At 74.1% G+C, this 24477-nt stretch carries 23 protein-coding genes and 2 pseudogenes; 18 read left to right on the forward strand and 7 right to left on the reverse strand.

Features of this window, described 5'->3' with window-relative positions; all coding sequences use genetic code 11:
- The first annotated feature begins 3 nt into the window (after positions 1–3).
- The 3 genes from AB0447_RS01525 (at position 4) to AB0447_RS01535 (ending at position 1650) form a co-directional block, all read left to right on the forward strand.
- Entirely contained in the window at positions 4–537 is a 534-nt protein-coding gene (locus AB0447_RS01525; protein WP_366474663.1) for a type 1 glutamine amidotransferase domain-containing protein, read from the forward strand.
- A 7-nt stretch (positions 538–544) separates the two neighbouring features.
- Positions 545–991: a hypothetical protein gene (locus tag AB0447_RS01530; protein ID WP_366474378.1), complete on the forward strand. Its 447-nt coding sequence runs from the start codon at positions 545–547 to the stop codon at positions 989–991.
- Positions 992–1056: 65 nt separating this feature from the next.
- Positions 1057–1650, forward strand: a complete 594-nt coding sequence (locus tag AB0447_RS01535) for a DUF6328 family protein (protein WP_366474379.1) — start codon at positions 1057–1059, stop codon at positions 1648–1650.
- 33 nt (positions 1651–1683) lie between these two features.
- On the opposite strand, the gene AB0447_RS01540 is transcribed toward AB0447_RS01535, so the two are convergent.
- Positions 1684–1839: a hydrophobic protein gene (locus tag AB0447_RS01540; RefSeq protein ID WP_366474380.1), complete on the reverse strand. Its 156-nt coding sequence runs from the start codon at positions 1837–1839 to the stop codon at positions 1684–1686.
- A 233-nt stretch (positions 1840–2072) separates the two neighbouring features.
- Positions 2073–3179, reverse strand: coding sequence for a glutamate--cysteine ligase (locus AB0447_RS01545; RefSeq protein WP_366474381.1), 1107 nt, complete (start codon positions 3177–3179; stop codon positions 2073–2075).
- A gap of 157 nt (positions 3180–3336) precedes the next feature.
- Here AB0447_RS01545 and AB0447_RS01550 point away from each other — a divergent pair, with 157 nt between their 5' ends.
- The 7 genes and pseudogenes from AB0447_RS01550 to AB0447_RS01580 all read left to right on the forward strand — a co-directional run bounded on the left by AB0447_RS01550 (position 3337) and on the right by AB0447_RS01580 (position 11418).
- A complete protein-coding gene (locus AB0447_RS01550; RefSeq protein ID WP_366474383.1) occupies positions 3337–4281 on the forward strand; it encodes a hypothetical protein in 945 nt (314 codons plus the stop codon).
- Positions 4281–5102 (forward strand): annotated as a pseudogene (locus AB0447_RS01555) (serine/threonine-protein kinase); the annotation flags it as partial. The gene AB0447_RS01550 and the pseudogene AB0447_RS01555, both read left to right, overlap by 1 nt.
- A gap of 96 nt (positions 5103–5198) precedes the next feature.
- Positions 5199–7085, forward strand: a complete 1887-nt coding sequence (locus AB0447_RS01560; protein ID WP_366474664.1) for a branched-chain amino acid ABC transporter substrate-binding protein — start codon at positions 5199–5201, stop codon at positions 7083–7085.
- Positions 7086–7100: 15 nt separating this feature from the next.
- Positions 7101–7886 (forward strand): annotated as a pseudogene (locus AB0447_RS01565) (serine/threonine-protein kinase); the annotation flags it as partial.
- Between the two features lie 135 nt (positions 7887–8021).
- Positions 8022–10148 carry an ABC transporter substrate-binding protein gene (locus AB0447_RS01570; RefSeq protein WP_366474665.1) on the forward strand — a complete coding sequence of 709 codons (2127 nt, stop codon included), beginning with the start codon at positions 8022–8024 and terminating at the stop codon, positions 10146–10148.
- Between the two features lie 79 nt (positions 10149–10227).
- Entirely contained in the window at positions 10228–10764 is a 537-nt protein-coding gene (locus AB0447_RS01575; RefSeq protein WP_366474384.1) for a hypothetical protein, read from the forward strand.
- Positions 10765–10818: 54 nt separating this feature from the next.
- On the forward strand, positions 10819–11418 hold the full coding sequence (locus AB0447_RS01580; RefSeq protein ID WP_366474385.1) for a hypothetical protein: 600 nt from the start codon (positions 10819–10821) through the stop codon (positions 11416–11418).
- Here AB0447_RS01580 and AB0447_RS01585 read toward each other — a convergent pair.
- Positions 11382–12482, reverse strand: a complete 1101-nt coding sequence (locus AB0447_RS01585; protein ID WP_366474386.1) for a PHP domain-containing protein — start codon at positions 12480–12482, stop codon at positions 11382–11384. The two genes, AB0447_RS01580 and AB0447_RS01585, sit on opposite strands and share 37 nt — an antisense overlap.
- Before the next feature lie 64 nt (positions 12483–12546).
- Positions 12547–12705, reverse strand: coding sequence for a hypothetical protein (locus AB0447_RS01590; protein ID WP_366474388.1), 159 nt, complete (start codon positions 12703–12705; stop codon positions 12547–12549).
- Here AB0447_RS01590 and AB0447_RS01595 point away from each other — a divergent pair.
- Together AB0447_RS01595 and AB0447_RS01600 are read left to right on the forward strand one after the other, a co-directional pair.
- Entirely contained in the window at positions 12704–13075 is a 372-nt protein-coding gene (locus AB0447_RS01595) for a YbjQ family protein (protein WP_366474389.1), read from the forward strand. The genes AB0447_RS01590 and AB0447_RS01595 overlap by 2 nt on opposite strands.
- A gap of 110 nt (positions 13076–13185) precedes the next feature.
- Positions 13186–16632: an endo-alpha-N-acetylgalactosaminidase family protein gene (locus AB0447_RS01600; protein ID WP_366474390.1), complete on the forward strand. Its 3447-nt coding sequence runs from the start codon at positions 13186–13188 to the stop codon at positions 16630–16632.
- Here AB0447_RS01600 and AB0447_RS01605 read toward each other — a convergent pair.
- Positions 16620–17489: an AraC family transcriptional regulator gene (locus tag AB0447_RS01605; protein WP_366474391.1), complete on the reverse strand. Its 870-nt coding sequence runs from the start codon at positions 17487–17489 to the stop codon at positions 16620–16622. The two genes, AB0447_RS01600 and AB0447_RS01605, sit on opposite strands and share 13 nt — an antisense overlap.
- Before the next feature lie 224 nt (positions 17490–17713).
- On the opposite strand from AB0447_RS01605, the gene AB0447_RS01610 reads away from it, so the two are divergent.
- The 3 genes from AB0447_RS01610 to AB0447_RS01620 are packed head-to-tail and all read left to right on the forward strand — an operon-like array spanning position 17714 to position 19351.
- Complete coding sequence (locus AB0447_RS01610; RefSeq protein WP_366474392.1) at positions 17714–18205, forward strand: LPXTG cell wall anchor domain-containing protein; 492 nt, start codon at positions 17714–17716, stop codon at positions 18203–18205.
- 22 nt (positions 18206–18227) lie between these two features.
- Positions 18228–18932 carry a SigE family RNA polymerase sigma factor gene (locus tag AB0447_RS01615; protein ID WP_366474393.1) on the forward strand — a complete coding sequence of 235 codons (705 nt, stop codon included), beginning with the start codon at positions 18228–18230 and terminating at the stop codon, positions 18930–18932.
- Complete coding sequence (locus AB0447_RS01620) at positions 18929–19351, forward strand: hypothetical protein (protein ID WP_366474394.1); 423 nt, start codon at positions 18929–18931, stop codon at positions 19349–19351. The genes AB0447_RS01615 and AB0447_RS01620 overlap by 4 nt, the downstream gene beginning before the upstream one ends.
- Positions 19352–19361: 10 nt before the next feature.
- On the opposite strand, the gene AB0447_RS01625 is transcribed toward AB0447_RS01620, so the two are convergent.
- Entirely contained in the window at positions 19362–19820 is a 459-nt protein-coding gene (locus AB0447_RS01625) for a MarR family transcriptional regulator (RefSeq protein WP_366474395.1), read from the reverse strand.
- Positions 19821–20055: 235 nt separating this feature from the next.
- On the opposite strand from AB0447_RS01625, the gene AB0447_RS01630 reads away from it, so the two are divergent.
- The 3 genes from AB0447_RS01630 to AB0447_RS01640 all read left to right on the forward strand — a co-directional run bounded on the left by AB0447_RS01630 (position 20056) and on the right by AB0447_RS01640 (position 23511).
- Positions 20056–21282 (forward strand): MFS transporter, encoded by a 1227-nt coding sequence (locus AB0447_RS01630; RefSeq protein WP_366474396.1) that lies wholly within the window; start codon positions 20056–20058, stop codon positions 21280–21282.
- Between the two features lie 35 nt (positions 21283–21317).
- On the forward strand, positions 21318–21743 hold the full coding sequence (locus AB0447_RS01635; protein WP_366474397.1) for a heme-binding protein: 426 nt from the start codon (positions 21318–21320) through the stop codon (positions 21741–21743).
- A gap of 100 nt (positions 21744–21843) precedes the next feature.
- On the forward strand, positions 21844–23511 hold the full coding sequence (locus AB0447_RS01640; protein WP_366474666.1) for a glycoside hydrolase family 20 protein: 1668 nt from the start codon (positions 21844–21846) through the stop codon (positions 23509–23511).
- 89 nt (positions 23512–23600) lie between these two features.
- On the opposite strand, the gene AB0447_RS01645 is transcribed toward AB0447_RS01640, so the two are convergent.
- Positions 23601–24416, reverse strand: coding sequence for a glutamate ABC transporter substrate-binding protein (locus AB0447_RS01645; RefSeq protein ID WP_366474667.1), 816 nt, complete (start codon positions 24414–24416; stop codon positions 23601–23603).
- Positions 24417–24477: the final 61 nt, after the last annotated feature.

Genomic DNA, 24477 nt, shown 5'->3' on the forward strand with positions numbered 1-24477 from the left:
GAGATGAGGGTGGCATTCCTGATGGCGCCCGCGGGTGTCGAGCAGGTGGAGCTGGAGCGGCCCTGGCAGGCCGTGCGCGGCGAGGGCTGGGAGCCCCGGCTGGTCTCCACCAGACCCGGGACGGTCCAGGCCTTCCACCACCTGGACAAGGGGGACACCTTCCCCGTCGACGACGTGGTCGAGAGCAGCACCGCCGAGGACTTCGACGCGCTGGTGCTGCCGGGCGGCCTCGCCAACCCCGACTTCCTCCGCACGGACGAGAAGGCCGTGGCCTTCGCCCGGCACTTCTTCGGCCTGGCGCGGCCGGTCGCCGCGATCTGCCACGGGCCGTGGACCCTGGTCGAGGCCGACGTGGTGCGCGGCCGGACCCTGACCTCCTGGCCCAGCCTGGCCACCGACATCCGCAATGCCGGCGGCATCTGGGTGGACGAGAAGGTCCAGGTCTGCCACGCCGCGCCCGGCACGCTCATCACCAGCCGCAAGCCGGACGACCTGCCGGCCTTCTGCGCCGCGCTGGTGCAGGAATTCCGGAGGTGAAGCGGCCATGCCGAACGGAGAAGTGTTCGAGCTGGTGGATGTGGCGCTGCTGTCGGATGATCTCGGACGAGTCTCCGTCCCCCTGGCGGGTGGCGGGGAAGCAGGCCCCTTCGAACTTCACGAGGGTGCCGTGATGACGGTGGCGCTGACGTTCCGCCTGCACCAGGCCGTCGACGGACTGACCTTCACGGACACCCGGCGGCGCGAGGGGTTCACCATCTCCTCCAGCCCGGTCGCGCTGGGCAGCTTCCGGCCCGGCGGCCCGTACGAAGTCCATCTGCCGGCCGAGCGGCTGCCGGTGGGCCGGGCGGTGTGCGGGGTGTACGAGGTCACGGGAGTCTTCACCGACGGCGCGGGCCGGGAACTCTCGAGGGAGGTCCACCGCTTCCGGATCGTCCATCAGCCGCGCCTGGTTCACGGAGGGCACCCACGGGACGCACGGGCGGAGGCGTGACCGCGGAGGCGTGACGGCCGGAGGCACAGAGGCGTAAGCGGGGCGGTGCTGGGCACACGCCCCGCATGCGCGATCACCAGGATCACGACCACGACCACCATCAGGAACGGGCGGAACCGGCACGGGAACCGGGGCCGGAGAAGCAGGAGCGGGGGAGGGAGACCGGCGACGGCGGGCGGGACGAAACCCGCCTGGAGCGGGCCGACCGGCGCTGGAACGAGCTCCTGCAGGAGCTGCGGGTCGCCCAGACCGGCGTACAGATCCTCTTCGGCTTCCTGCTGGCCGTGGTGTTCCAGCCCCGGTTCACCGAGCTCGGTGAGGTCGACAAGGCCATCTACGTGGTCACCGTCGTCCTCGGCGCCGCCACCGTCGGCGCGCTCGTCGGGCCGGTGTCCTTCCACCGCCTCGTGGCCGGCCGGCGGCTCAAACCGGAGACGGTGACCTGGGCCTCACGGCTGACCATCGTCGGACTGGTCCTGCTGTACCTCACGATGGCCTCCACCTTCCTGCTCATCCTGCGGGTGGTCCTGCACAACACGCTCGCGTTGTGGCTCGTGGCCCTGATGGCCCTCTGGTTCGCCCTGTGGTGGTTCGCGATCCCGCTCTGGGCCCGCCGCCACACCGAGGCCGGGCCCGCGGACCGCAACGAGGACCGGTGAGCCTCACGCCGGTGAGTGTTACCCCGATGAGCGTCACCACCGGTACCAACGGCCCTCGCCACTGCGCATCAGGAAGCCCAGCAGCCACAACACCAGGACGGCCAGGGCGACGTACCAGAGCACCTCCACCGCGAAGCCCGCGCCGAACAGGAGCAGAATGAGCAGGAGGACGATCAGAAGCGGAACCATGGTGACACCTCCGTTGTGAGCCGGGCCTTTCCGGATCCTGCGCTTCGGCGGCAGGAGCGCCCGGTAACCGGCGGCTGCCCGGAAGAGCCCGGATCATGCGTCCCGCACCCGCGGGAGGCGCCCTCATGCGTCCTGCACCTGCGGGGGCGCCGTAGCCATCGGGAGGCCGCCGCGACGCAGCCCTGCGGGTGCGGTCGTTGCTGCGGCCTTACAGTTGCTGCGGCTTCACGGCTTCACGGCTCCAGGGCGGTGGCCGCGGCCAGCGCGTCCACCACGGCCCGCAGGTTCCCGCGCCGGCGCTCGTGCACGGCCCGCTGGCGGGCGGCCCCGTCGCCCTCGGCGCGCAGCCGGTCCAACTGCTCCTCAACCAGGGCCAGATCCCCGGCCGACTCGAGTCCGGGCGCGGCCCGGGCGAGCAGCATGTCCAGCAGCCGCTCCCCGGTCACCTCCGCCCCGGTGACCGGGTCGAGGCCCGGCCCCGCCAGCCCGTAAGCGGCGGCGCGGGCGTGCGCCTGCCGCAACTGCCGCTCCGGCAGCCGGGGCAGCGGCAGTTCCTCCACGACCTCGGGCAGCAGGGACGCGGCCAGACCCCGGACCAGGGCGGCCAGCAGCACCACCGTGTCCACGTCGGCGTTGGTGTCGGCGACCCGGATCTCCAGGGTCGGCACGTGCTCGGACGGCCGGGCGTACCAGTACACCATCCGCCGGTCGAGCAGGATCCCCCGGTCGACGAGGGAGGCCACCACGGCCTCGTACCCGGCCTCCGTCACCACGGGCGCCGGGCCCGCGGTGGGCCAGCGGGCGAACACCGCCGGCCGGCGGCTGGCCTGCCCGGTGTCCCGGCCCCGCGCGAAGGGGGAGTTCCCGGCCAGCGACTGCAGCGCCGGCAGCCAGGGCCGCATGCGGTTGGCCAGGCCGAGGGCCTGCGCCCGGTCCAGGGTGCCGACGTGCACGTGGCAGCCGCAGGCCAGGGCGTCGTAGCCGCCCACGAGCGCGGAGTACCGCCGGGCCATCCGGCGGTAGCGCGCGGAAGGGGTCACCGTCAGCGGCCGCTCCGGCGGCAGCACCGCCGTGCCGGAGGCGACCGGCCGGCAGCCCGCGTCGGCGGCCGCCGACGAGACCGTCCGGCGCAGCCGGGCCAGCTCCTCCCGGAGCTCCCCGCAGTCGTCCGTGGGCGTGGTGCACACCTCCACCTGGGAGGTGTAGAACTCCGTCTGCACCAGCGCGCCCAGCTCCTCGGCGGCAGCCTCGACGACCGCGGGGCCGCGGTCCACCGGGAGCCTGCTTCTGCGGTCGACCAGCAGGAACTCCTCCTCGACCCCCATCGTCAGCGAGCTCATCAGCTCTCCTCGTGCCGCGCCTGACCGGCGCCTGGCGGCTACCCGCCCTCCCGGGATCAATGCCCCCGATGAGGTTCCGCTCCCTCATCGCGCGCAACCGGCGTACGGAACAGCGGTGTTGACCGTACGATCGGCCCGTGGCGGGATGGGGGGACCGGTGACGACGTACGGATCACGCGGGCACGGCTCGGCGCTGCCCGGCTTTGCACCGCGCAGCATCGCACTGCACAGACCTGCACTACCCAGACTTGCACTGCGCGGCTGCGGCAGCGCGCTGGCGGCCTTGCTGCTGCTCGCCGGCTGCTCGGACGGAACCGAAAAGCCTTCCGCTTCCGGCACCCCGAGCGGTGCGGCGAGCCCGGGCGGCGGCGCATCCCCGGGCAGCCCCGGCGGCACCGCCTCGCCGGGCGGCCCCGGAGGCACGGCCTCCCCGGGCGCGTCCCGGCCCGCGGCCCCGCTGCTGCCCCCGCTCGACGAGGCGAAGCAGCCCGGAAACGCGGCGGAGGGCCGCACCCTGCTCGCCCGGATCGCGATCGGGCCGGCGTCCTTCGGGCCGACCGCCGCCCGCAGCAACCCCGCCGAGAGCGCCCCGAACCGCTGGCCGGTCCTCGACCAGAACTGCGTCTGGCAGACCGCTGGCCTGCCCGCCGACGTCCTCGCCACCCGCACCCAGTACTTCCACGTCCCCGCCCAGGGCGACCGCGGCCTGGTCCGCCTCAACGCCACCGTCACCATCCACCGCAACCGCACGGAATCCGGCTGGGAGACCGCCCGGGCCATGGAGGAGGTGCTGCGCTGCCCCAACCAGAAGCTCCGGGACGGCGAGGAGCTCCGGAGCCTGTACGGCAACGTCCTCTACCAGGGCGAACAGCTGGTCGGCTGGACCGAGGACGCGTTCACCGAATCCGGCCAGTACGTCAGCGGGGGTGCCGCACCCCAGAGCTACAGCTGGTCCCAGGGCCAGTACGGGCCGGTCACCATCGCCGTGGCCGTCAAGGGCGCCCCGGGCTACACGCCCGCAGAGCTGACCCGCTACGTCGCCCAGGGCACCAGCGACCTGATGCTGCTGGCCAAGCAGGAGCTCGGAAAGGCGGCGGGCTGATGGAACAGCTGCACGCATCGGACCCCTCCCGGATCGGCGGCCACCGGCTCCTCGGCCGGCTCGGCGCGGGCGGCATGGGCGTGGTCTACCTCGGCCGCACCGACGACGGGGCGCTGGCCGCCGTCAAGGTGATCCGCGCCGAGTACGCGGACGAGCCGGACTTCCGCGCCCGGTTCCGCCGCGAGGCCGAGATCGCCGCCCAGGTGGACAGCCCCTGGGCCGTCAAGGTCACCGGCGCCGACCCGGACGCGGCCGAACCCTGGCTGGCCACCGCCTTCGTCCCAGGCCCCTCCCTCGCCGAGGCCGTCGCCGCCCACGGGCCCCTTCCGCTGGACGCCGTACGGATCCTCGGAAGAGCCCTGGCCAGGGCGCTGGCGGTGATGCACGAGCAGGGCCTGGTGCACCGGGACGTCAAACCGGGGAACGTGCTCCTCGGCATGGACCGGCCCCGGCTCATCGACTTCGGGATCGCCCGCGGCGGCGAGCACACCGCACTCACCTCCACCGACGCCGTCATCGGCACCCCCGGCTTCCTCCCGCCCGAACAGGCCGGCGGCAGCCCCGCCGAACCCGCCGGCGACGTCTTCTCACTGGGCTGCCTCCTCGCCTACGCGGCCACCGGCCTGCTCCCCTTCGGCACCGGCTCCGCGGACGCCGTCCTCTACCGCACCGTGCACGACGAACCGGAATTCGGCCCGGAACTCCTCGCCGACCCCGGCCTCACCGCACTTCTGCGCACGTGCATGGCCAAACACCCCGACATCCGGCCCGCGGCCCGCGAACTGGACGAGGCGCTGAGCGAGGGAAGCCCGGGTGGCGCCTTGGGCAGGGGCGCCGCCGGTGGGGTCCCCCTCGGCGGGGTCACCCCCGGGGAGGCAGCCACCGGCGGGGGCAGCTCCGCGGAGGTCCACCTTGGCGTGGACGCCACCGGTGAGGTCACGCCCGGTGAGGCGCCCGTCGGCGGGGGCCCCGCCGGGGAGGTCAGCCTCGGCGGGGGCGTCGCTGAGGAGGCCCACCCCGGCTGGGCCGCCCCCCGAGTCAACCCTGGCGAGGCCGCCGCCGGCGCGGGCCCCGCCGGGGAGGTCAACCCCGGCCGGGGCGCTGCGGAGGAGGCCGCCCCTGACGGGGGCGCCAACGGTGAGGTCACCCCCGTTGAGGCGGCCCGCCCCGGGGAGGTAAACGCTGGCGGTGCCTCCCGGGAAGTCACCCTGGGCAAGGGCGCCTCCGGTGAGGTCACGCCCGGTGAGGCGGCCGTCGGCGGGGGCCGCTCCCGGGAGGTCAGCCTCGGCGGGGGCGCCGCTGAGGAGGCCCACCCCGGCTGGGCCACCCCCGGAGTCAACCCTGGCGAGGCCGCCGCCGGCGGGGCCGCCTCCGGGAAGGACAACCTTGGCGGGGGCGCTTCAGGGGCGGTCAACCCCGGGGCGACCTCCGGGGCGGTCAACGCCGGCACGGGCGCCTCCGGTGATGGGATCGACTGGCTGCCCGACGCGGTCGTCGCCACCATCGCGGAGCGCGCCGCCGCCCTGCTCGCCCTCCCCGGCATCGACGAGACCGTGGCCGACCCGGCCGCCGACGGCGCCTCCGGCGGCCGGTCCGGCCCGTCCCGGCGGCGGTTCCTCGCCCTCGCCGCCGGCGGAGCCGTGCTCGCCGCGGGCGGAGGGCTCGCGGCCTGGCTGACGCTGCGCGAGGACGAGAAGCCGAAGGCGGCCGCCGCACCCGCCACCCGCCCGTGGCTGATCGGCGTACACGCCGACCTCTCCGGGCCGCAGCAAGCCGCCGGCCGCGCCCAGGAACGCGGGGTCCGGCTGGCCGTGGCCGCCTTCAACGCCCGGACGGACAAGCCCTTCACGCTCGACGTGGCCACCGTCGACGACGGGGGCCGGGCCGACCGCTCCGCGGAAGCCGCCGCCGAACTCATCGGACGGGACGACCTGTTCGCGGTGATCGGCCCCACCGGCAACGAGTCCGTCATCCCCTGCCTCGAACTCTACGGCGAGGCCGCCGTGCCCCTGCTCAGCGTCTCCGCCCTGGCCACCACCTACAGCACCACGGACCGGCGCAGTTTCTTCCAGAGCAACCCCCTTTCCTCGGCCCAGGCCCTCGGCGTCAACCTGCAGCTGGGCGGCCGCCAGAAGGTGCGCCGGCTCGGGCTGCTCTGCGACCGCGACGGCGACGCGGACGGCTGGCAGGCCATCCAACTGGTGGGCCGCACCCTTGACTTGGTCGTCCCCGGTGCCACCCACTACGGCCGGGTCGCCCCGCGCGGTACCCGGGACCTGAACCCGGTGATCGACGACATCCTCGCCCACGGCGTCGACGGCTTCTTCTACACCGGCTCCCCGGCAGGCGCGGCCAGGACCGCGGCCCGGCTGGTGGCGGCAGGGTTCAAGGGTCCGCGGGCCATGGACTACACCATCGCCGGACCGGAGTTCCTCAAGGCGGCCGGACCGGCCGCGGAGGGCTGGCAGTTCTTCGCCCCGTACACCGGACCGGACGCCCCCGAGGTCGCCGAGGTGGCCCGGGCGCACCAGGCGGCGTACGGGTCCGCCCCGGACATCTGGACGGCCGAGGCCTACGACGCGGCCCGCCTGGTCATCGCCCGGCTGGTCGCGAGCGCGGGCGGCGGCGGCCGGCCGACCCGCGCCGAGCTGCTGACCGCCCTCACCCAGGGCAACTTCCGCGGCCTGACCAGGGAATACGTCTTCAACGAATACCAGCAGGTCAAGGGCAACCTCTTCTTCGCCCACCGGGTGGAGGGCGGCCGGATCCGCTACGCCGGCCCGGTCGACCCGGCCGCGGGATAGCGGCGGACCGCGAGGATGCGCCCCCTCACCGCCGCCGATCCGTCCACGATCGGCGGGCACCGGCTGCTCGGCCGGCTCGGCTCGGGCGGCATGGGCACCGTCTACCTCGGCCGGTCCCCGGCCGGCACCCTGCTCGCCGTCAAGGTCATCCGCGCCGACCACGCCGCCGACCCGGCGTTCCGGGCCCGGTTCCGCCGCGAGGCGGAAGCCGCCGGACGGCTGACCGGCCGCTGGGTGGTCCCCGTGGTCGCCGCCGACCCCGAGGCCCACGAACCCTGGCTGGCCACCCCGTACGTACCCGGCCCCGCGCTGTCCGAGGCGGTCGGCGCGTACGGACCGCTGCCCGCGGGCACCGTACGCACCCTCGGCGCGCGGCTCGCCGAGGCCCTCGCCGAGGTGCACGCTGCCGGACTGGTGCACCGGGACGTCAAACCGGGCAACATCCTGCTCGCCCTGGACGGGCCGCGGCTCATCGACTTCGGCATCGCCCGGGAGGCGGGGGCCACCACGCTGACGGCGGTGGACGCGGTCATCGGCACCGCGGGATACCTGGCCCCGGAACTCGCCCGCGCGGGCGGGCCCGCACCGGGCCCGGCGAGCGATGTGTTCTCGCTGGGCTGCGTGCTGGTGTACGCGGCGACCGGCCACGGCCCGTTCGGCACCGGCCACCCGGCCGCGGTGGTCTTCCGCACCATCCACGACGACCCCGGACTGGACGGCCTGCCAGACGAGTTGCTCCCCGCCGTCACGGCCTGCCTGACCAAGACCCCTTCCTCCCGCCCCACCCCCACCCAACTCGCCGCCCTTCTCACCCCCGCCCCACCGCCCACCCGGTCCGACCCCGGCCACGCCCCCACCGGCGTCCGGCCCGACGGGACCGACCCCGCGGACGCGAAGCACACCAACCCAGCCGCCGGCCCCGCCGACGCGGCCACCTTGCCCGGCCCCACGGACGCACCCCCGGCCGGGCCCGAGCAGTCCCCACGCCCCGGCCCCGTCCCCGCGCCCCGACCGGGACCCGGGGCAGACGCGAATGCGCAGACACTCACCCGGCATGGGCCTGGGCCTGGGCATGGGGCTGGGCATGGGCCTGGGCAGAGGAGCGCACCCCCGATCCCGGCCCCCGCGCCCGCCGCCCCGCCCGCTGACGACCGCGCCCGCACGGAACCCGGTACGAATGCCGGGGCGAGCACCCCCCGACCGGGCCCCGCGCGCGGAGGCGCGGAGCCATGCCCAACTGCGGGGGCCGCCGACTCGGGCACGGAGGGTGCCGAGCCCCGGCCTCCAGAGGACCGGGCGCATGCGGAGACGACCACCCGACAGGGGCGGGTGCCCGATCGCCCGGGTCTGATCCCGGCATCCGGGCCCGAGGCCCCGGCTGCTGACGGCCGGGCCCGTACGGAAACCGGTACGGGGGACGGGGCGAGGGCCACCAGGGCGCGCCCCGTGCGCGGGGGCGTAGAGCAGCGCCCCGGCGCCGGACCCGACCGCATCGGCGGCACGGACGCGGCCCCGCAGCCGAACGCGGGTCGGCACCCGGCGGACGCCGTCGTCCGGGACGCTCGCCCGGGTGGGGAGGGGGGTCCGGCCGCCGGACTTGATTGCGCCGACGGCCGCGCCCGGACGGGAGTCGACGGCGGCGTGGGCTCGGCCCCCGCTGACGGCGCCGCGTGCCCGGCCGGGGAGGACGGCCCCGCTGCCGGGCCCGACCGGGCAGGGGGTGCGGCCGAGGGTGGGGCTTCGGAGTGGTTGCCGCCTGCGTTGCGGAGGCTCATTGCGGAGCGGTCCACCCGGGCGCTCGAGCTGCCCGCCCCGGAGCCCACCCGGATCACCCCGGTCGACCCGCCTGCCGCCGCTGCCCGGCCCGTCACCCGCCGGCGGCTTCTCGCGGCCGGCGGGGCCCTGCTGGCGATCGGCGGGCCGGCCGCCTGGTTCGGTACCCGCAGGACCGGCGGTGGCGCACCCCCGCCCCGCGACCTGCCGACCCTGACCCTCGGCCTGCAGGCCGACCTGAGCGGCCCCGGCCGGGCCACCGGCCAGGCCCACGAGCGCGGCATGCGGCTGGCCGTGGCCCGGCACAACGCCCGGCCCGACGCCGTCTTCCGTCTCGCCCTGCGGATCGCCGACGATGCCGGTGACGCCACCCGCGCCGGTCAGGCGGCCAAGGAGCTGGCCGGCGACCCGGCCGTGACCGGCATCGTCGGTCCCACCTGGGAAGCCGCCGTCCCGGCCCTCGCCGCCGCATGCGACGCCGCCGACCTCACCCTGCTCCCCGTATCCGTGGTCATCCCGGACACCTCCCAGGCGCAGTGGCGCACCCTGTGTGCCACCCGTCCGCCCGAGGAGCGGCTCGGCCTCCCGGTGATCCACTACCTGTCCGTGGTGCGCCGCTCCCGTCGTACCGCCGTCGTGGAGGACGAAGGCGGCGGCGAAGCCGCCTGGAAGCTCGTCCGCACCCTGCGGCAGACCCCGCCCGCCAACGGCGCGGTGACGATCCATCCGGTTCCCGCCGCCTCATCCGACTTCGGCCCCGCCGTACGGGCGCTGACCGGCGCGGGCGCCGAAGCCGTCGTCTTCGCGGGCACCTCGCCCGAGCGGGCCGCCGCCCTGGCCCGGGCGCTGGCCGACGCGGGATTCAAGGGCCCGCGCCTCGGCATCCAGTACGTCATGGAGCCCGGCTTCCTCACCGCCGCCGGCCCGGCAGCCGAGGGCTGGGTGATCGGCTCCCTCTTCACCGACCCCCTCTCCGTGCCCGCGGCCGCCGAATTCGTCTCCGCCCACCGGGACGCCTACGGCGCGCCCCCGGCCCGCTGGGCCACCGAGGCCCACGACGCGGTCGGCCTCCAGGCCGCCGCCCTGACCGCACTGGCCGGCGACGGGCGGGACCGGGCGGGACTGTCCCGCCGGATCTTCCGCACCGCCCACCAGGGCCTGGCCAAACCCCTCGCCTTCGACGCGAACACCCACTCACTCACCAAGGAGCCCTCGGCCCACCTCTACCGGGTCGACTCGGGCGCGTACCGCTACCTCGGCCTCTACAGCGACGTCCGCACCGACCCCTGACCGGTTTGAGCGGCTCGGACCAGGGCAGGCGCGCAGACATCGAACACGTCATCGATGAGACGGCCCCGTGGAGGATGGAATGTCCACCAGCACACTTCTTGCCGTCCTGATCCCGGTCGTCGTCGTCCTGATCCTCGCAGGCATCGCCGCGTGGATGTTCCAGCGGCGGCGCCGGCTCCAGGAGCGGTTCGGGCCGGAATACGAACGGACCGTGGAACGCGAAGGCAGCAAGCGTGCCGCCGACGCCGAACTGCGGGACCGAGAAATCCGGCACGACGACCTTGACATCAAGGAACTCCCCGCGGAGGAGCGGCACCGCTACGCCGACGCGTGGACCGCGGTACAGCAGCGCTTCGTCGACCGCCCCGAAAGCGCGGTCGCACAGGCGGACGACCTGGTCACCCGCCTGATGCGGGACCGCGGCTACCCGACCGAAGGGTACGAGCAGCAGCTGCGCGAACTGTCCGTGGAACACGGGCGGACCCTGGAGCACTACCGGGCGGCGCACGAGATCAACATACGGAGCAGCGACGGGAAGGCGACCACGGAGGAACTGCGCGGCGCCATGGTGCACTACCGCGCGCTCTTCGACGAACTGGCCGGGACGACGAGGTGACCTGAGATGCAGCGCGATGAAGGACGCGATGAAGGACGCGATGAAGGACGCGAAGTGGGACGGGACGAGGACGAGAGCCTGACCACCGAGCAGTTGGCCGGTATCGGCAGCACACCACCGGTCTACCCGGGCGAGGCGACCGCCGACGAGGACACCCCGCGGGGAACGGACGCGGATGCGGATGCGGATGCGGACTCCCGCGAGGAGATGCGAGAGGAGGCGGACACCACCGACGCGTCCGAAGCGACCTACGGGGAGAGCCTCACCGCTGACACCGCCGGCACGGCAGACACCGCCGGCACGGCAGACACCGCCGGGACGGCAGACACCGTCGGCACTGCCGGCACCGCCGGCACCACGGACGAAACGGAAGGCACCGAAGACGACGGGTCGCTGCTCCCCGAGCAGGAAGCCGGGGAGTACCGGAACACCTGGGGCGAGATCCAGGGCCGCTTCGTCGACGACCCGCAGGGCGCCGTACGCGAGGCCGACGGGCTCGTCGCCGAAGTGATGCAGACCCTCGCCCGAACCTTCGCCCAGCACAAGACGGAACTCGAAAGCCAGTGGCAGGAGGGCGGGCAGGCGGCCACCGAGGACCTGCGCCTCGCCCTGCAGCGCTACCGCTCCTTCTTCGACCGCCTGCTGCGCACCTGACCGCCGACGCCGTTACGGGCGCCGCCGCCGGCGCCACCTCCGGAGCCACTCCCGGCGCCCGTCCAGGCGAGGAACTCCTCCACCGGCCAGGTGTTCACCACCCGCTCCGCGGGCACCCCGCACTCCTCGGCGCGCGCACACCCGTAGATCTGCCAGCTGAGCTGGCCCGGCGCATGCGCATCGGTGTCCACGGCGAACAGCACACCCGCCCCCACGGCCTGCCGCAGCAGCCTCCGGGGCGGGTCCAGGCGTTCCGGGCGGCTGTTGATCTCCACCGCCGTGCCCGATTCGGCGCACGCCGCGAAGACCTCCTCGGCGTCGAACTCCGACTCGGGCCGGCCCCGGCCGGTGACCAGCCGGCCCGTGCAGTGCCCCAAAACGTTCGCGTGCGGATCGCGGACGGCCGCCACCATGCGGCGGGTCATCGCCCGCTTGTCCATCCGCAGCTTCGAATGCACCGACACCACGACCACGTCCAGCTGATCCAGCAGCTCAGGCTCCTGGTCCAGCGAACCGTCCTCGAGGATGTCGCACTCGATGCCGGTCAGCAGCCGGAACGGTGCCCAGCTCTCGTTGAGGGCCGCCACCACTTCCAGCTGCTCCCGCAGCCGCTCCGGTGACAGCCCGCGGGCCACCGTCAGCCGCGGCGAATGATCGGTCAGCGCCGCCCACGAGTGGCCCAGCCCGGCCGCCGCCAGCCCCATGTCCTCGATCGGGCTGCCGCCGTCCGACCAGTCCGAATGCAGATGGCAGTCCCCGCGCAGCGCGGCCCGCAGGGACTCGCCCCTGCCGTCCGTGGTCAACGGCTGGTCCGCCTCCTCCTCCAGCCGCTGCAAGTACGCCGGGATGCTCCCCGCCAGCGCCTCCGAGATCACCCCGGCGGTCTTCGGACCGATGCCCTTGACCGCCTCCAGCGTCCCGGCCGCGGCCCGCTCGGCCGCCTCCCCCTCGGCCATCTCCGCGACCCGCGCGGCAGCCGTCCGGAAAGCCTGCACCCGGTACGTGGGCGCCTGGGCCCGCTCCAGCAGAAACGCGATCCGCCGCAACGCAGCCACCGGATCCATCGGCGCCTCCCTCTTTCCGGAGCTCTTCCAAGGGGACAGGGGGCATCCCCGACCCAGGATCCCATCAGGGAACCGGCGGTGCAGAATGATCCCCCCCGGCGCCCGCGCCGACGTCATCGGCACCGTCCGCCGCCGGACCGGGGTCGTCGAAGGCCTCGCCGGACAAGCCCGGCCCGCGCCCGGTATTGCGCGGTATGCCGATCGGCCCCAGGGTGGTGGCCATGGGAATCGAGGATTACGGCGGCGGACCCGGGACGCAGTCGGGCGTGCTGGTCGTGACGACCAACGACGTCCCCGGCTACCGGGTCCAGCAGGTCATCGGCGAGGTCTTCGGGCTCACCGTGCGCTCCCGGCACCTGGGCAGCCAGATCGGCGCCGGCCTGAAGTCGATGATCGGCGGCGAGCTCAAGGGGCTCACCAAGACGCTGGTGGAGACACGCAACCAGGCCATGGAGCGCCTCATCGAGCAGGCCCGGGCCCGCGGCGCGAACGCCGTGCTGATGATGCGCTTCGACGTGACCGAAGCCGCCGACGTGGGCACCGAGGTGTGCGCCTACGGCACGGCCGTGGTCATCACCCCCGCGCCGGACTGACCGGGCCCGGCCCGGAAGTCCAGGACGGTCCTCCGCTTTGTCCATGGGCCTGCCGCCCCGGGGTCCGCAAGCTGACAGGTCAGTGAGCGGATCCGACTTCCGGAGGCCCGATGCGAACCCCCCTCTGGCCGGCCGCGGCCGCAGCCGCGCTGGCCGGCCTGGCCGGCCTGGCCGCAACCCTGGTCGTGGCCGTGCCGGCCGCCCGGGCGGCCACGCCCGTGACCATCACCTCGCCCGAGCTGTCCGTCAGCGTGGACGCCGACTTCCCCCGGGTCATCGGCTACACCCGGCGGGCCACGGGCGACGTCCTCCACGGCAACGAGGACCCGCTGAGCACCGTACTTGTCAACGGGACCTCGTACACGCCGGCCGTCACCTCGGCCGTCGGCCCGGCCGGGGTCGACTACACCATGGCCTTCTCCGGAGTCACCGTCAGATCCCGGCTGTCGGTGGCCGGTTCGGTGGTGGAGTTCAAGGTCACCGCGATCGAGGACACGCCCGCCCTCCGGGTCCGCAGCTTCGCCGTCCCCGACCACACCCTGGTCAGCGTCCGCAGCAGCCAGGCCGGCGCCGGCCTGGCCACCGCGAAGATGCACACCGCCACCACCGGCACCGGGGACACCTTCACCGCCCTCACCGGCTCCACCCCCGCCGACCCGGCCGCCACCACCGTCATGCACGGCCTGCTGAACACCTCGAAACTGGCCGCGGCCGTCGACTCCAACTCCCTCTACGACCAGCCGTCCGGCGGCACCGCCCGCGAGAACGGCCGGATCAGCAAGCGGATCACCGACAAGGGCTCCTATCGGCGGGCCGGGCTGTGGAGCGGGGCCTGGCTGTACCGGGCCGCGGGCGCCGCCGACACCGACACCGAGCCGCTGCCGTACACCCGGGTCGCGATCACCGGCGACCGCAACGCCGACGCCGTCGTCGACTGGCAGGACGCCGCCATCGCCCACCGGGACATCTGGACCCCGCCCACCGGCTGGCAGGACACCGCCGACCGGGTCGTCCAGCGGATCCCCTTCAACTTCGCCTCGCAGGCCACCCACCCCTTCGCCCAGACCCTCGACGAGACGAAGCGGGTGAACCTGGCGACCGACGGGCTGGGGCAGTTCGTCCTGCTCAAGGGCTACGCCTCCGAAGGGCACGACTCCGCGCACATGGACTACAAGAACATCGGCGCCAAACTGGGCGGGGCAGCGGGCCTGAACACCCTCACCACCGCCGGGCACGCCTACAACGCCGACTTCGGCGTCCACGTCAACGCCACCGAGGAATACCCGGTCTCCGCCACCTTCGACCCGGCCCGGCACACCGGCGGACTGGGCTGGGACTGGCTCGACCAGTCCTACTACGTGGACACCCGCCGCGACGGCCAGTCCGGCGAGCGGCGGGGGCGCCTGGCGGACCTCAAGACCGCTGCCCCCGGCCTCGACTTCCTCTACGTGGACGTCTGGTACGGCGACGGATACGTCTCCCGCAAACTCCAGCGCGAGATCGCCGGACTCGGCCTCCAGCTCACCACCGAATTCCCCAACACCCTCACCGAACAGTCCCTCTGGCACCACTGGTCGGCCGACGTCGACTACGGCGGCAGCGACCTCAAGGGCATCAACTCCACCATCGCCCGGTTCATCGCCAACCACACCAAGGACGACTGGATCGTCCGCCACCCCCTGTTGGGCGGCGCAGAGATCACCGCCTACGAGGGCTGGCAGGGCAAGCGGGACTTCACCGCCTTCCTCGCCACCACCTTCGGCACCAACCTGCCGGCCAAGTACCTCCAGGAATCCCCGATCGTGAAGTGGACCTCCGACACCGTCACCCTGGCCAACGGCACCACCGTCACCGCCAGCGGCAACACCCGCCGAATCAGCACCGCCGGGCGCACCGTCCTCGACGGCGGCAGCTACCTGCTGCCCCGCGCCGGCAAGCTCTACCACTGGAACGACAAGGGCGGCTCCACCACCTGGACCCTGCCCGCCGGCTGGACCGCCCCCAAGCTCTACCGGCTCACCGACACCGGCCGCGTCCTCGTCGGCGACCTCCCCGTCGGCCAGGGCGGCCAGATCACCATCAACGCCACCGCCCGCACCGCCTACGTGGTCACCGACGGCGCCGCCCCCGCCCAGCCCGACCCGAAATGGGGAGAGGGCACCCCGCTCAAGGACCCCTCCTTCTACGCCGGCAACCTCAACGCCTGGACCGTCACCGGGACCGGCGCCGCCGTCACCCGCAACGCCCAGGGCCAGGCCGAACTGACCATGGCCGCCGGCACCGCCCCCACCGTGTCCCAGCAGCTCACCGGGCTGACCCCCGGCACGTACGCGGCCTCCGTCTGGGTGTCCACCCCCACCGGACGCGCCGCCACCCTCACCGTGACCCCGACCGGCGGCACCCCCGCCTCCGTGTACGCCGAATCCTCCCCGCTCACCAACACCCTGGGCGGCAGCGAGAAGAACGGCACCAGGATGCAGCGCATGAAGGTGCTCTTCGACGTGCCGGCCGGCCAGTCCACCGCCACCCTCCGGCTGTCCGCGGCCACCGGCTCCGGCACCGTGTACCTGGACGACGTACAAGTGGGTCGCTCCGCCCGCACCCCCACCGGCAGCCACTACTTCGCCGAGGACTTCGAGAGCACCGACGCCGGCTGGGGACCCTTCGCCTTCGGCGGCGCGGGCGGCGCCGCCACCGACCCGCGCACCCACATCGCCCAGCGCAACGCCCCCTACACACAGGCCGGCTGGAACGGAAAACTCGTCGACGACGTCATCAGCGGCCGGAACTCCCTCAAATCCCACGAGGAACGCACCGGCCTCGTCTACCGCACCCTCCCGCAGACCCTCCGGCTGACCCCCGGCCGCCAGTACCGGGTCACCTTCGCCTACGAGACCGGCTTCAGCGGCGACTACCAGTTCGTCACCGGAGCCGGCAGCACCGAAACCGCCACCGCCCTCGGCCAGGCCCGCACCCCCACCACGTTCACCACCACCTTCACCGCCGGCACCGACGCCTGGATCGGCGTACGCAAGGTGAGCCCGGAGAACTCCCACAACGAGGCCGACCTGATCCTCGACGACCTCACCGTGGACGACCTCGGCAGCGGCGGAGGAGGCGAACTCCTCGTCCCGCAGAACCTGATGAGCGTCAAGGCCGTCGACAGCGAGGAGACGGCCGGGGAGGACGGGCGGGCCGCCAACGTCCTCGACGGCGACCCCGCCACCCTCTGGCACACCCAGTGGTACGCCGCCACCGCACCCATGCCGCACGAGATCACCCTCGACCTCGGCGCCTCCTACAAGGTGACCGCTCTGCTCGAACTCCCCCGCCAGACCCAGAGCAACGGACGGATCGCCGCCTACCAGGTCCTCACCTCGACCGACGGCACCACCTGGACGGCCGCGGCCGCCGGCACCCTCCCCGACAGCACCGCCCGGCAGGACATCACCTTCACCCCGCGCCCCGCCCGCTACCTCAGGCTGCGGGCCACCGGCGAGGTGAACGGCAACCCCTGGACCTCGGTGGCCGAACTCAACGTCCGCTACCGGCCCTGAAGGCCGGGCCGCGGACTCTGCTGCTCCCGGAACCGGACCGGCGACACCCCCACCCGGCGGCTGAACAGCCGGGAGAAGTACGCCGCGTCCGGGTAGCCGACCCGCCGGGCGACCCCGGCCACCGGCAGGTCGGTCCGGGCCAGCAGCTCCTTGGCCCGGGTCAGCCGGATCCCCAGCAGGTACTCCTTGACGCCCTCCCCGGTACTGCGCCGCACCGCACCCCGCAGCTCGTGCAGCGGTATGCCCAGCCGGGCCGCGTGCTCGGCCACCGGTATCGGCAGCAGCGCGTCCCGGGCCAGGGCGTCCATCACCGCGTCCCCGTACCGGGACACCTCGGCCCGCGCGTAGCGCAGCGCCACCAGCAGCCCGTGCACGGCGGCCGCCGCCTCCACCTCCAGCAGCGGCCCGCCCCGCCGGGCCGCCCGTACGATCCCGTCCACCACGTGCTGCACCCCGGCCGTCCCGCTGAGCGGCACCAGCGGCCGGTCCGGGGTGATGTACCCGAGATCCGTGTACGCCTCCACGCTGCGGCCCGCGAAGTCCACGAAGCTCTCGTCCCAGCCGCTGCCCGGGTCCGGCGCGTAATGGTGCTCCACCCCCGGCACCAGCCACAGCAGGGCGGGCGCGGTCACCGGCTGCGGCGGCCGCCCGCCATGGCTGAACCAGCCGCCGCCGCGGCTGACGATCACCGCGACGTGATGGTCCAGCACCCGCGGCCCCACCACCGGCAGCACCCCCTGCTGCAAGCCCACACCGAGACAGACCAGGCCGAGCCGGCGGTGCCCGGCGGTCGGCGAGAAGTACCGCATCCAGCTGCGGAACGGCGGGGGCGGCAGTGGGGGAGCGGGCGTCGGCATCTGCGGATTGTGATCCACTCGCCCCGGCCCGCTCAAGGGCACGGTCGGACGAACGGAGGAGGCGGTGCGGGCCCTGCGGGACCGGTACGGGATCCCGGCGCGAGCCGCGCCCGGAAACTGCCCGAGAAAATTTCGGGAACGGCGGCAACCTCCGGGGAGGTCGCGCGTCGTGCGGGGGTGAAGGGCGCAGTTCCGTGCCCTCGACCCGACTCGGGAGAACAAACGTGAAGAACCTGAAGCGTGCCGGCGTGACCCTCGCCACCGTCGGAGTGCTGGCTGCCCTGGCCGCTCCGGCCTGGGCGGACGGCCCCTCCGCCACGCCCTCGGCGGCCCCGTCCGCGGTGCCTTCGGCGGCCCCGTCCGCGGTGCCTTCGGCGGCCCCGTCCGCGGTGCCTTCGGCGGCCCCGTCCGCGGTGCCTTCGGCCGCGCCGACCGCCATACCGTCCGAGAAGCCGTCCGCCGGAACGAGCGTCGCCCCGACCCCCGCCCCCAGCGTGCCGCCCACCGCCACCCCCAGCTCGCCGCCCTCCGAGGCCCCCACCCCGGCGACCAGCGTCCCGCCGACCGGCCCGACCGCGGCCGACCCGAGTGCCGCCCCCGAGCTCGCGCATACTGGGGCGGACGCGACCAACGCCATGCTGGGCGCGGGCGCCGCCGGGCTGGTGGCCATCGGCGCCGGCGCGCTCTACGCCGTACGGCGTCGCACCCAGAGCTGACGTGCCCCACCCGAGGAGCCTCGTGCCTCACCCCGCACTGCCGCTCCGCCCCGCCGCGCCCGGTTTCGACCGGGCGCGGCTCGGCGGTGCCTTCGGCGTGCGCACCCTGCTGCGCGGGCTCGCGGACCGCCTGCTGCGCCGGGAGCGGCTCGCGACGGCGGGGCCGCCCGCGCCCCGGCCGCCGTACGACCACCCGCAGGCCCACGCGTACGCCCCGGGCCCGGCCGGGGACCCCCTGCGCCCGCCCACCGTCAGCGAGCTCTACCACGCGCACCGGCTCCGCATGGTCCGGCTGGCCGTGCTGCTCGTCGATGACCTGGCCACCGCCGAGGACGTGGTCCAGGACGCCTTCACCGCCCTCTACCGCCGCCACGGCGAGCACATCACCGAGGTGGACAACGCGCTCGGCTACCTGCGGACCGCCGTCGTGAACACCTCCCGGTCGGTGCTGCGCCGCCGCCGGACCGCGCGGGCCTGGACCCCGCCCGCCCCGGCCGACGTGCCCTCCGCCGAGGAGCACGTGGTCCTCGACGAGGCACACCGCGAGGTGCTCGCCGCGCTCGGCCGGCTCACCCCGCGCCGCCGCCAGGTGCTGGTCCTGCGCTACTGGGCCGAGCTCAGCGAGGCGGAGATCGCCGACACCCTCGGGATAAGCCGGGGCGCGGTCAAGTCGAACGCCAGCCGGGCGCTGGACGCGCTGGAACGGATCCTTGAGGGACGGGTATGACGGAGACGGAAGAGGCCACGGACATCGAGCGGCGGCTGCGGAAGGCGTTCGCGGCCCGCGCGGACGCCGTGACCGTCCGGGACCTGCGCCCCGCCGACCCGCCCGGCCCGCACCTGCGCCGGCTCCCGGTGATCCGGTGGCGCCGCCTGCTCCTGCCGCTGGCCCTGCCCGCGGCCACGGCCGCCGCCGTGGCCGGATACCTGCTGCTCGCGGCCCCGGACCAGAAGCCGCGCCCGTTGCCGCCCGCGGCCCCGCCGGAGATCAGCGGCCCGGCCACGCCGGGCCCGGACCCCGGCAGCGCCCGCCCGACCCCGGCCGAGTCCACGCCGCCGACGGCAACCCCCTCCCCGGCCTGGCCCCCGGCCACTTCCCCCGCCCCGAGCTCGACTCCCAGCATCCCTCCCAGCGCCATGCCGTAGGGGGTCTGCCTCAGGCCCGGGCCTTGAGCTGTTCCACCGCCGCGACCAGGGGTGCGAGTTCCGGGTTCCGGGCGGCCGAGTCCAGGGCCTCGCGCAGGGCCGCGTTGTTCGTGGGGCGGGCGGCGGCCAGGAGTGCCAGCCCGGCCTCGCTCACATCGGTGTAGATGCCCCGGCGGTCCGTCGGGCACAGGTAGCGGGCCAGCAGGCCGCGCTCCTCCAGCCGGGTCACCAGCCGGGTCGTCGCACTCTGGCTGAGCACCACCGCGTCGGCGACCTGCTTCATCTGCAGGTGCCCGCCCGGCCCGTCGTGCTGCTGGCTCAGTACGTCCAGCAGGGAGTACTCGCGCACGCTCAGCCCGTGTCCGGCCTGCAGCGCCCGCTCGATGTGGGCCTCGATCCGGCCGTGCAGGAGGGAGAGGGCGCACCAGCCCTGGGAGAGGGCGGTCAGCGCGCTGTCCGTGGCCGTCATGGGGCGATCTCCTCTGCTGCGGCACCTGGCACCTGGCACCTGATGACTCAAGTGACGACTCCAGGATAGGCCACATCCGCGATAGCCCGCGCTTGCAATTATCCCGCGTCTGCAATTAATGTGGCCGCACGTAAGCCGCGGCAGCAAACATTTCCCGGCTCCGCGGCTCCCGACCGTCCCCGCCCCCACGGCCCGGCCCCCACCGTTCGGCCCGGCCCCCGCCAAGGACCCCCTCATGCCCCTCGCACTCCTCGCCCTCGCCATCGGCGCCTTCGGCATCGGCACCACCGAGTTCGTCATCATGGGCCTCCTCCCCGAGGTCGCCGCCGGCTACGGCGTCTCCATCCCCACCGCCGGCTTCCTGGTCACCGGCTACGCACTCGGCGTGGTCCTCGGGGCCCCGCTGATGACCGTCCTCGGCACCCGCATCCCCCGCAAGCGCATGCTGATGCTGCTGATGGGCTTCTTCATCGCCGGCAACCTGCTCTCCGCACTGGCCCCCGCCTTCGGCGTCATGCTCACCGGCCGGGTCCTCGCCTCCCTCGCCCACGGAGCCTTCTTCGGCATCGGCGCGGTGGTCGCCGCCGAGCTCGTCGCCCCCGAGAAGAAGGCCGGCGCCATCGCCATGATGTTCACCGGCCTGACCGTGGCCAACGTGGTCGGCGTCCCCCTCGGCACCCTCGTCGGCCAGACCCTCGGCTGGCGCGTCACCTTCCTGCTCGTCGCCGCCCTCGGCGTGCTCGGACTGCTCGGCATCGCCCGCCTGGTGCCCGACCTGCCCCGCCCCGAAGGCGTCCGGATCCGCCACGAGCTGGCCGCCTTCCGCAACGTCCAGGTGCTGCTCGCCATGGCGATGACCGTCCTCGGCTTCGGCGGGGTCTTCGCCGCCATCACCTACATCACCCCGATGATGACCAACGTGGCCGGCTTCGCCGACACCTCCGTCACCTGGCTGCTGGTCCTGCTCGGACTCGGCATGGTGGCCGGCAACCTGGTCGGCGGCCGGTTCGCCGACCGCGCCCTGATGCCCATGCTGTACGGCTCGCTCGGCGCCCTCACCCTGGCCCTCGCCCTCTTCACCGTCACCGCCCACACCAAGGCCGGTGCCGCCGTCACCCTCTTCCTCATCGGTGCCCTCGGCTTCGCCACCGTGCCGCCGCTCCAGAAGCGGGTCCTCGACCAGGCCGCCGGCGCCCCCACCCTGGCCTCCGCCGTGAACATCGGCGCCTTCAACCTCGGCAACGCCCTCGCCGCCTGGCTCGGCGGACTGGTCATCGCCGCCGGCCTCGGCTGGACCGCCCCCAACTGGGTCGGCGCCGCCCTCGCCGCCTCCGCGCTCGCCCTCGCCGTGCTCTCCGGCGCCCTGGAACGCCGTACGGGCCACCGCACCGGCCGGTTCGTCGCCGGAGCACCCGCCCCGGCCGGCCGGACCGTCCCCGTCGCAGCCGCCGCCCGGCACTGATCCCCACCCCGATCCCCCAGAAGGAGAACCACCCCATGTCCCGCACCGCCACCGCCGTCGTGCCGCTGACCACCGAGGACGCCGACCTCCTCGTCGCGGCCGCCACCACCGCCGCCGGGCAGGCCGGAGTCCCGGTCAGCGTCACCGTCCTCGACGCGGGCGGCCACCTGCTGGCCTTCCGGCGCGACGACCGGGCGGTGCTGATCTCCGGCGAGACCAGCACCCGCAAGGCCTTCACCGCCCTCCAGCTGAACGCCCCCACAGCCGACCTCGTCGACGCCGTCCAGCCCGGCGGCCCCTTCCACACCCTGCCCACCGCCCTGGACCGCCCGCTGCTCTTCATCGCCGGCGGACTGCCCGTCCACCGCGACGGCCGGCTGATCGGCGCCGTCGGCGTCGGCGGCGGCGCCCCCGCCGAGGACCACGGCTTCGCGGCCGCCGCTCTCACCGCCCTCGGCTGAGGCCGCCGCGCCGCGCCGCCGGGGCCGTCCCACGTGCGGCCGGGTCGCGCCGCCCGGCCCCGCGTGGGACGTTGGTACGGGGGAACACGGGTGCATGATGATGCGGCAGCTCAGGAAGCACAGGAAGAACCACGTCATCGCGACGGCAACCGTCGCCGCGGTGCTCACCCTCGCCGTCCCCGGCTGCAGCAGTGGCGCCGGCCCGGACGACGGCCGCAGTCCCGCCGTCCCCAGCCCGGCCACCGCCCCCTCGCCCGCTATCCCGCCCGCCACCGCGGACGCTGCCGCCTCCCCGGCGCAGGCCCCCACCCCCTCGCCGACGGCCGGCTACCAGCTGTCCACCGCCCCGGACACGGTGCCCGCGGTGCGGGAGCACACCCCGGCCCGCGGCCCCGGCTGGCGGCCCGCCGAGGGCGCCCGGGTCGTGGTCGACGCGAAGAGCCCGGGCCTGGCCGACGAGGGCCGGCTGCTCGCCCGCGAGATCGGGCTCGGCTACGCCGGAACCGCCGGCCCGAACCGGGGCGACGTCCAACTCGCCCTCGGCGCAAAGAGTTCCGGCACTCCCGAGTCGTACACCCTGGCCGTGCGCGACGGGCAGGTCCGGATCACCGGACCGGACGAGGCGGGCGTCTTCTACGGCACCCGCACCCTCAAACAGGCCGTACGGACCGAAGGTTCCGTCGGCGAGGGCACGGTCAAGGACCGGCCCGCCAAACCCCAGCGCGGCCTCAACCTCGACATCGCCCGCAAGAACTTCACCCCCGACTGGATCGAGAACCGGCTGCGCGAGATGGCCGACCTCAAGCTCAACCAGCTCGGCCTGCACTTCTCCGACGACCAGGCCTTCCGGATCGAGTCCACCACCCACCCGGAGATCGTCTCCAACCCGCACCTCAGCAAGGCCGAGGTCCGCCGGATCGTGGCGCTCGCCGAAAGCCTGCACATCGCCGTGGTCCCCGAGATCGACTCGCCCGGCCACCTGGGCGCGGTCCTGCGGGCCCACCCGCAGCTACAGCTGCGCGACGTGAACGGCCGGGCCGTGCAGGGGGCGGTGGACATTTCGAACCCGGCCGCGGCCCGGCTGGTCGACGAACTGCTCCGCGAGTACCTGCCGCTGTTCCCCGCCGGAGCCTGGCACCTGGGCGCGGACGAGTACCAGGCCCTGGTCCGCAGCAACCCCGAGGCGTCCTTCCCGCAGCTCGCAGCCGCCGCCCGGCAGCGGTACGGGGCCGGGGCGAAGGTGCAGGACCTGGCGACGGGCTGGCTCAACGACCGCGCGGACGTGGTGCGGCCGTCCGGCAAACAGCTCCATGCCTGGAACGACGGCTTCTTCACCGGCGGAATCGCCCGCCCCGCCCGCGACATCCAGGCCGAGTACTGGACCGGCAAGGAGATCGGCGCCCGGCCGCCCCTCGGCTATCTGACCGAGGGCCGGAAGGTCGTCAACCTCAACGACGAGTACCTGTACTACGTGCTCGGCGAGCCGAACCAGTTCACCTACCCGACCGGCCGCCGGATCTACGAGCAGTGGACCCCGTTGGTGCTGCGCGGCACCACCCCGGTGCCGGCCCGCTACCAGGGGCAGATCCTCGGGGCCCGGCTCGCCGTCTGGTGCGACCTGGCCGGCGCCCAGACCCAGGCCCAGGTGGCGGCCGGCATCCGGATGCCGCTGGCCGCGCTGGCCCAGAAGGTGTGGGACGAGCGGCCGCCGCGGTTGTCCTGGAGCGAGTTCACCGCCCTCGTCGATCGCGCCGGCCGCGACCGCTGACCCGGGCCCGGGGCCGAACCCCGGCTCCGGCCAGGAGCCGGCCGGAGCGGCCCCGGTCAGGGCCGAGGCCCCCGGGGCCGGGAAGCCGATCAGCGGCCCTCGGTGATCTCCGGAGCCGGCTCGTGCTTGAAGTTCGCCGCACCGAAGTTGTCCTTGACGAACTTCTCCCAGGAACCGTCCTTGACCATCTTGCGCAGCGCCGCGTTGATCTTCGTCTGGAGTTCGGTGTCGCCCTTCTTCACACCGATCCCGTACTTCTCGTTGCTCAGGCTCAGGCCGGCCAGCTTGAACTTGCCCTGGTTGACGTTCTGGGCGGCGTACCCGGCGAGGATCGCGTTGTCCGTGGTCATCGCGTCCAGCACGCTCTCCTTGAGCGCGGTGATGCACTCGGAGTACCCGCCGACCTCCGTGACGTGCGCCTTCGGGGCCAGCTTGGTCCGGACGTTCTCGGCGGAGGTGGAGCCGGTGACCGAGCAGAGGGTCTTGGAGTTCAGGTCCTCCGCCTTGTTGATGCCGGTTTCCGAGGTACGCAGCAGCAGGTCCTGGTGGGCCACGAAGTACGGGCCCGCGAAGTCCACCTGGGCCTTGCGCTTCTCGTTGATCGAGTAGCTGGCGACGACGAACTCGACCTCGTTGTACTGGAGCATGAGCTCCCGGTCGGAGCTGAAGACCTGCTTGAACTCGATCCGGTCCGGCGCGTAGCCGAGCTCCTTGGCGACGTAGCGGGCCACGTCCACGTCGAAGCCGGAGAACCGGCCGCCGGGCTCCCGCAGACCCAGTCCGGGCTGGTCGAATTTCACCCCGATGGAGAGCTTGGGCTTGTCGGCGGCGTCATCACCGCACCCGGAGGCGGTCAGGACGAGTACGGTCACTGCGGCGACCGCACCGGCCTTGGAAACCTTCATCATGGACTCTCTTCGAACGAACGGGGCTCGTGAGGAAGCTAGAAAGGCCATGCGCGCAGCG

This window comes from Streptomyces sp. NPDC051211, assembly GCF_040689505.1.
GTDB lineage: Bacteria > Actinomycetota > Actinomycetes > Streptomycetales > Streptomycetaceae > Streptomyces.

What these genes read in the sequence shown, in the direction of transcription:
- AB0447_RS01530 (WP_366474378.1), top strand. Translation starts at nt 545, where the DNA reads ATGCCGAACGGAGAAGTGTTCGAGCTGGTGGATGTGGCGCTGCTGTCG.
- AB0447_RS01600 (WP_366474390.1), top strand. Translation starts at nt 13,186, where the DNA reads ATGCGAACCCCCCTCTGGCCGGCCGCGGCCGCAGCCGCGCTGGCCGGC.
- AB0447_RS01535 (WP_366474379.1), top strand. Translation starts at nt 1,057, where the DNA reads ATGCGCGATCACCAGGATCACGACCACGACCACCATCAGGAACGGGCG.
- AB0447_RS01525 (WP_366474663.1), top strand. Translation starts at nt 4, where the DNA reads ATGAGGGTGGCATTCCTGATGGCGCCCGCGGGTGTCGAGCAGGTGGAG.
- AB0447_RS01605 (WP_366474391.1), bottom strand. Translation starts at nt 17,489, where the DNA reads ATGCCGACGCCCGCTCCCCCACTGCCGCCCCCGCCGTTCCGCAGCTGG.
- AB0447_RS01595 (WP_366474389.1), top strand. Translation starts at nt 12,704, where the DNA reads ATGGGAATCGAGGATTACGGCGGCGGACCCGGGACGCAGTCGGGCGTG.
- AB0447_RS01585 (WP_366474386.1), bottom strand. Translation starts at nt 12,482, where the DNA reads ATGGATCCGGTGGCTGCGTTGCGGCGGATCGCGTTTCTGCTGGAGCGG.
- AB0447_RS01645 (WP_366474667.1), bottom strand. Translation starts at nt 24,416, where the DNA reads ATGAAGGTTTCCAAGGCCGGTGCGGTCGCCGCAGTGACCGTACTCGTC.
- AB0447_RS01620 (WP_366474394.1), top strand. Translation starts at nt 18,929, where the DNA reads ATGACGGAGACGGAAGAGGCCACGGACATCGAGCGGCGGCTGCGGAAG.
- AB0447_RS01640 (WP_366474666.1), top strand. Translation starts at nt 21,844, where the DNA reads ATGCGGCAGCTCAGGAAGCACAGGAAGAACCACGTCATCGCGACGGCA.
- AB0447_RS01635 (WP_366474397.1), top strand. Translation starts at nt 21,318, where the DNA reads ATGTCCCGCACCGCCACCGCCGTCGTGCCGCTGACCACCGAGGACGCC.
- AB0447_RS01590 (WP_366474388.1), bottom strand. Translation starts at nt 12,705, where the DNA reads ATGGCCACCACCCTGGGGCCGATCGGCATACCGCGCAATACCGGGCGC.
- AB0447_RS01540 (WP_366474380.1), bottom strand. Translation starts at nt 1,839, where the DNA reads ATGGTTCCGCTTCTGATCGTCCTCCTGCTCATTCTGCTCCTGTTCGGC.
- AB0447_RS01625 (WP_366474395.1), bottom strand. Translation starts at nt 19,820, where the DNA reads ATGACGGCCACGGACAGCGCGCTGACCGCCCTCTCCCAGGGCTGGTGC.
- AB0447_RS01630 (WP_366474396.1), top strand. Translation starts at nt 20,056, where the DNA reads ATGCCCCTCGCACTCCTCGCCCTCGCCATCGGCGCCTTCGGCATCGGC.
- AB0447_RS01575 (WP_366474384.1), top strand. Translation starts at nt 10,228, where the DNA reads ATGTCCACCAGCACACTTCTTGCCGTCCTGATCCCGGTCGTCGTCGTC.
- AB0447_RS01545 (WP_366474381.1), bottom strand. Translation starts at nt 3,179, where the DNA reads ATGAGCTCGCTGACGATGGGGGTCGAGGAGGAGTTCCTGCTGGTCGAC.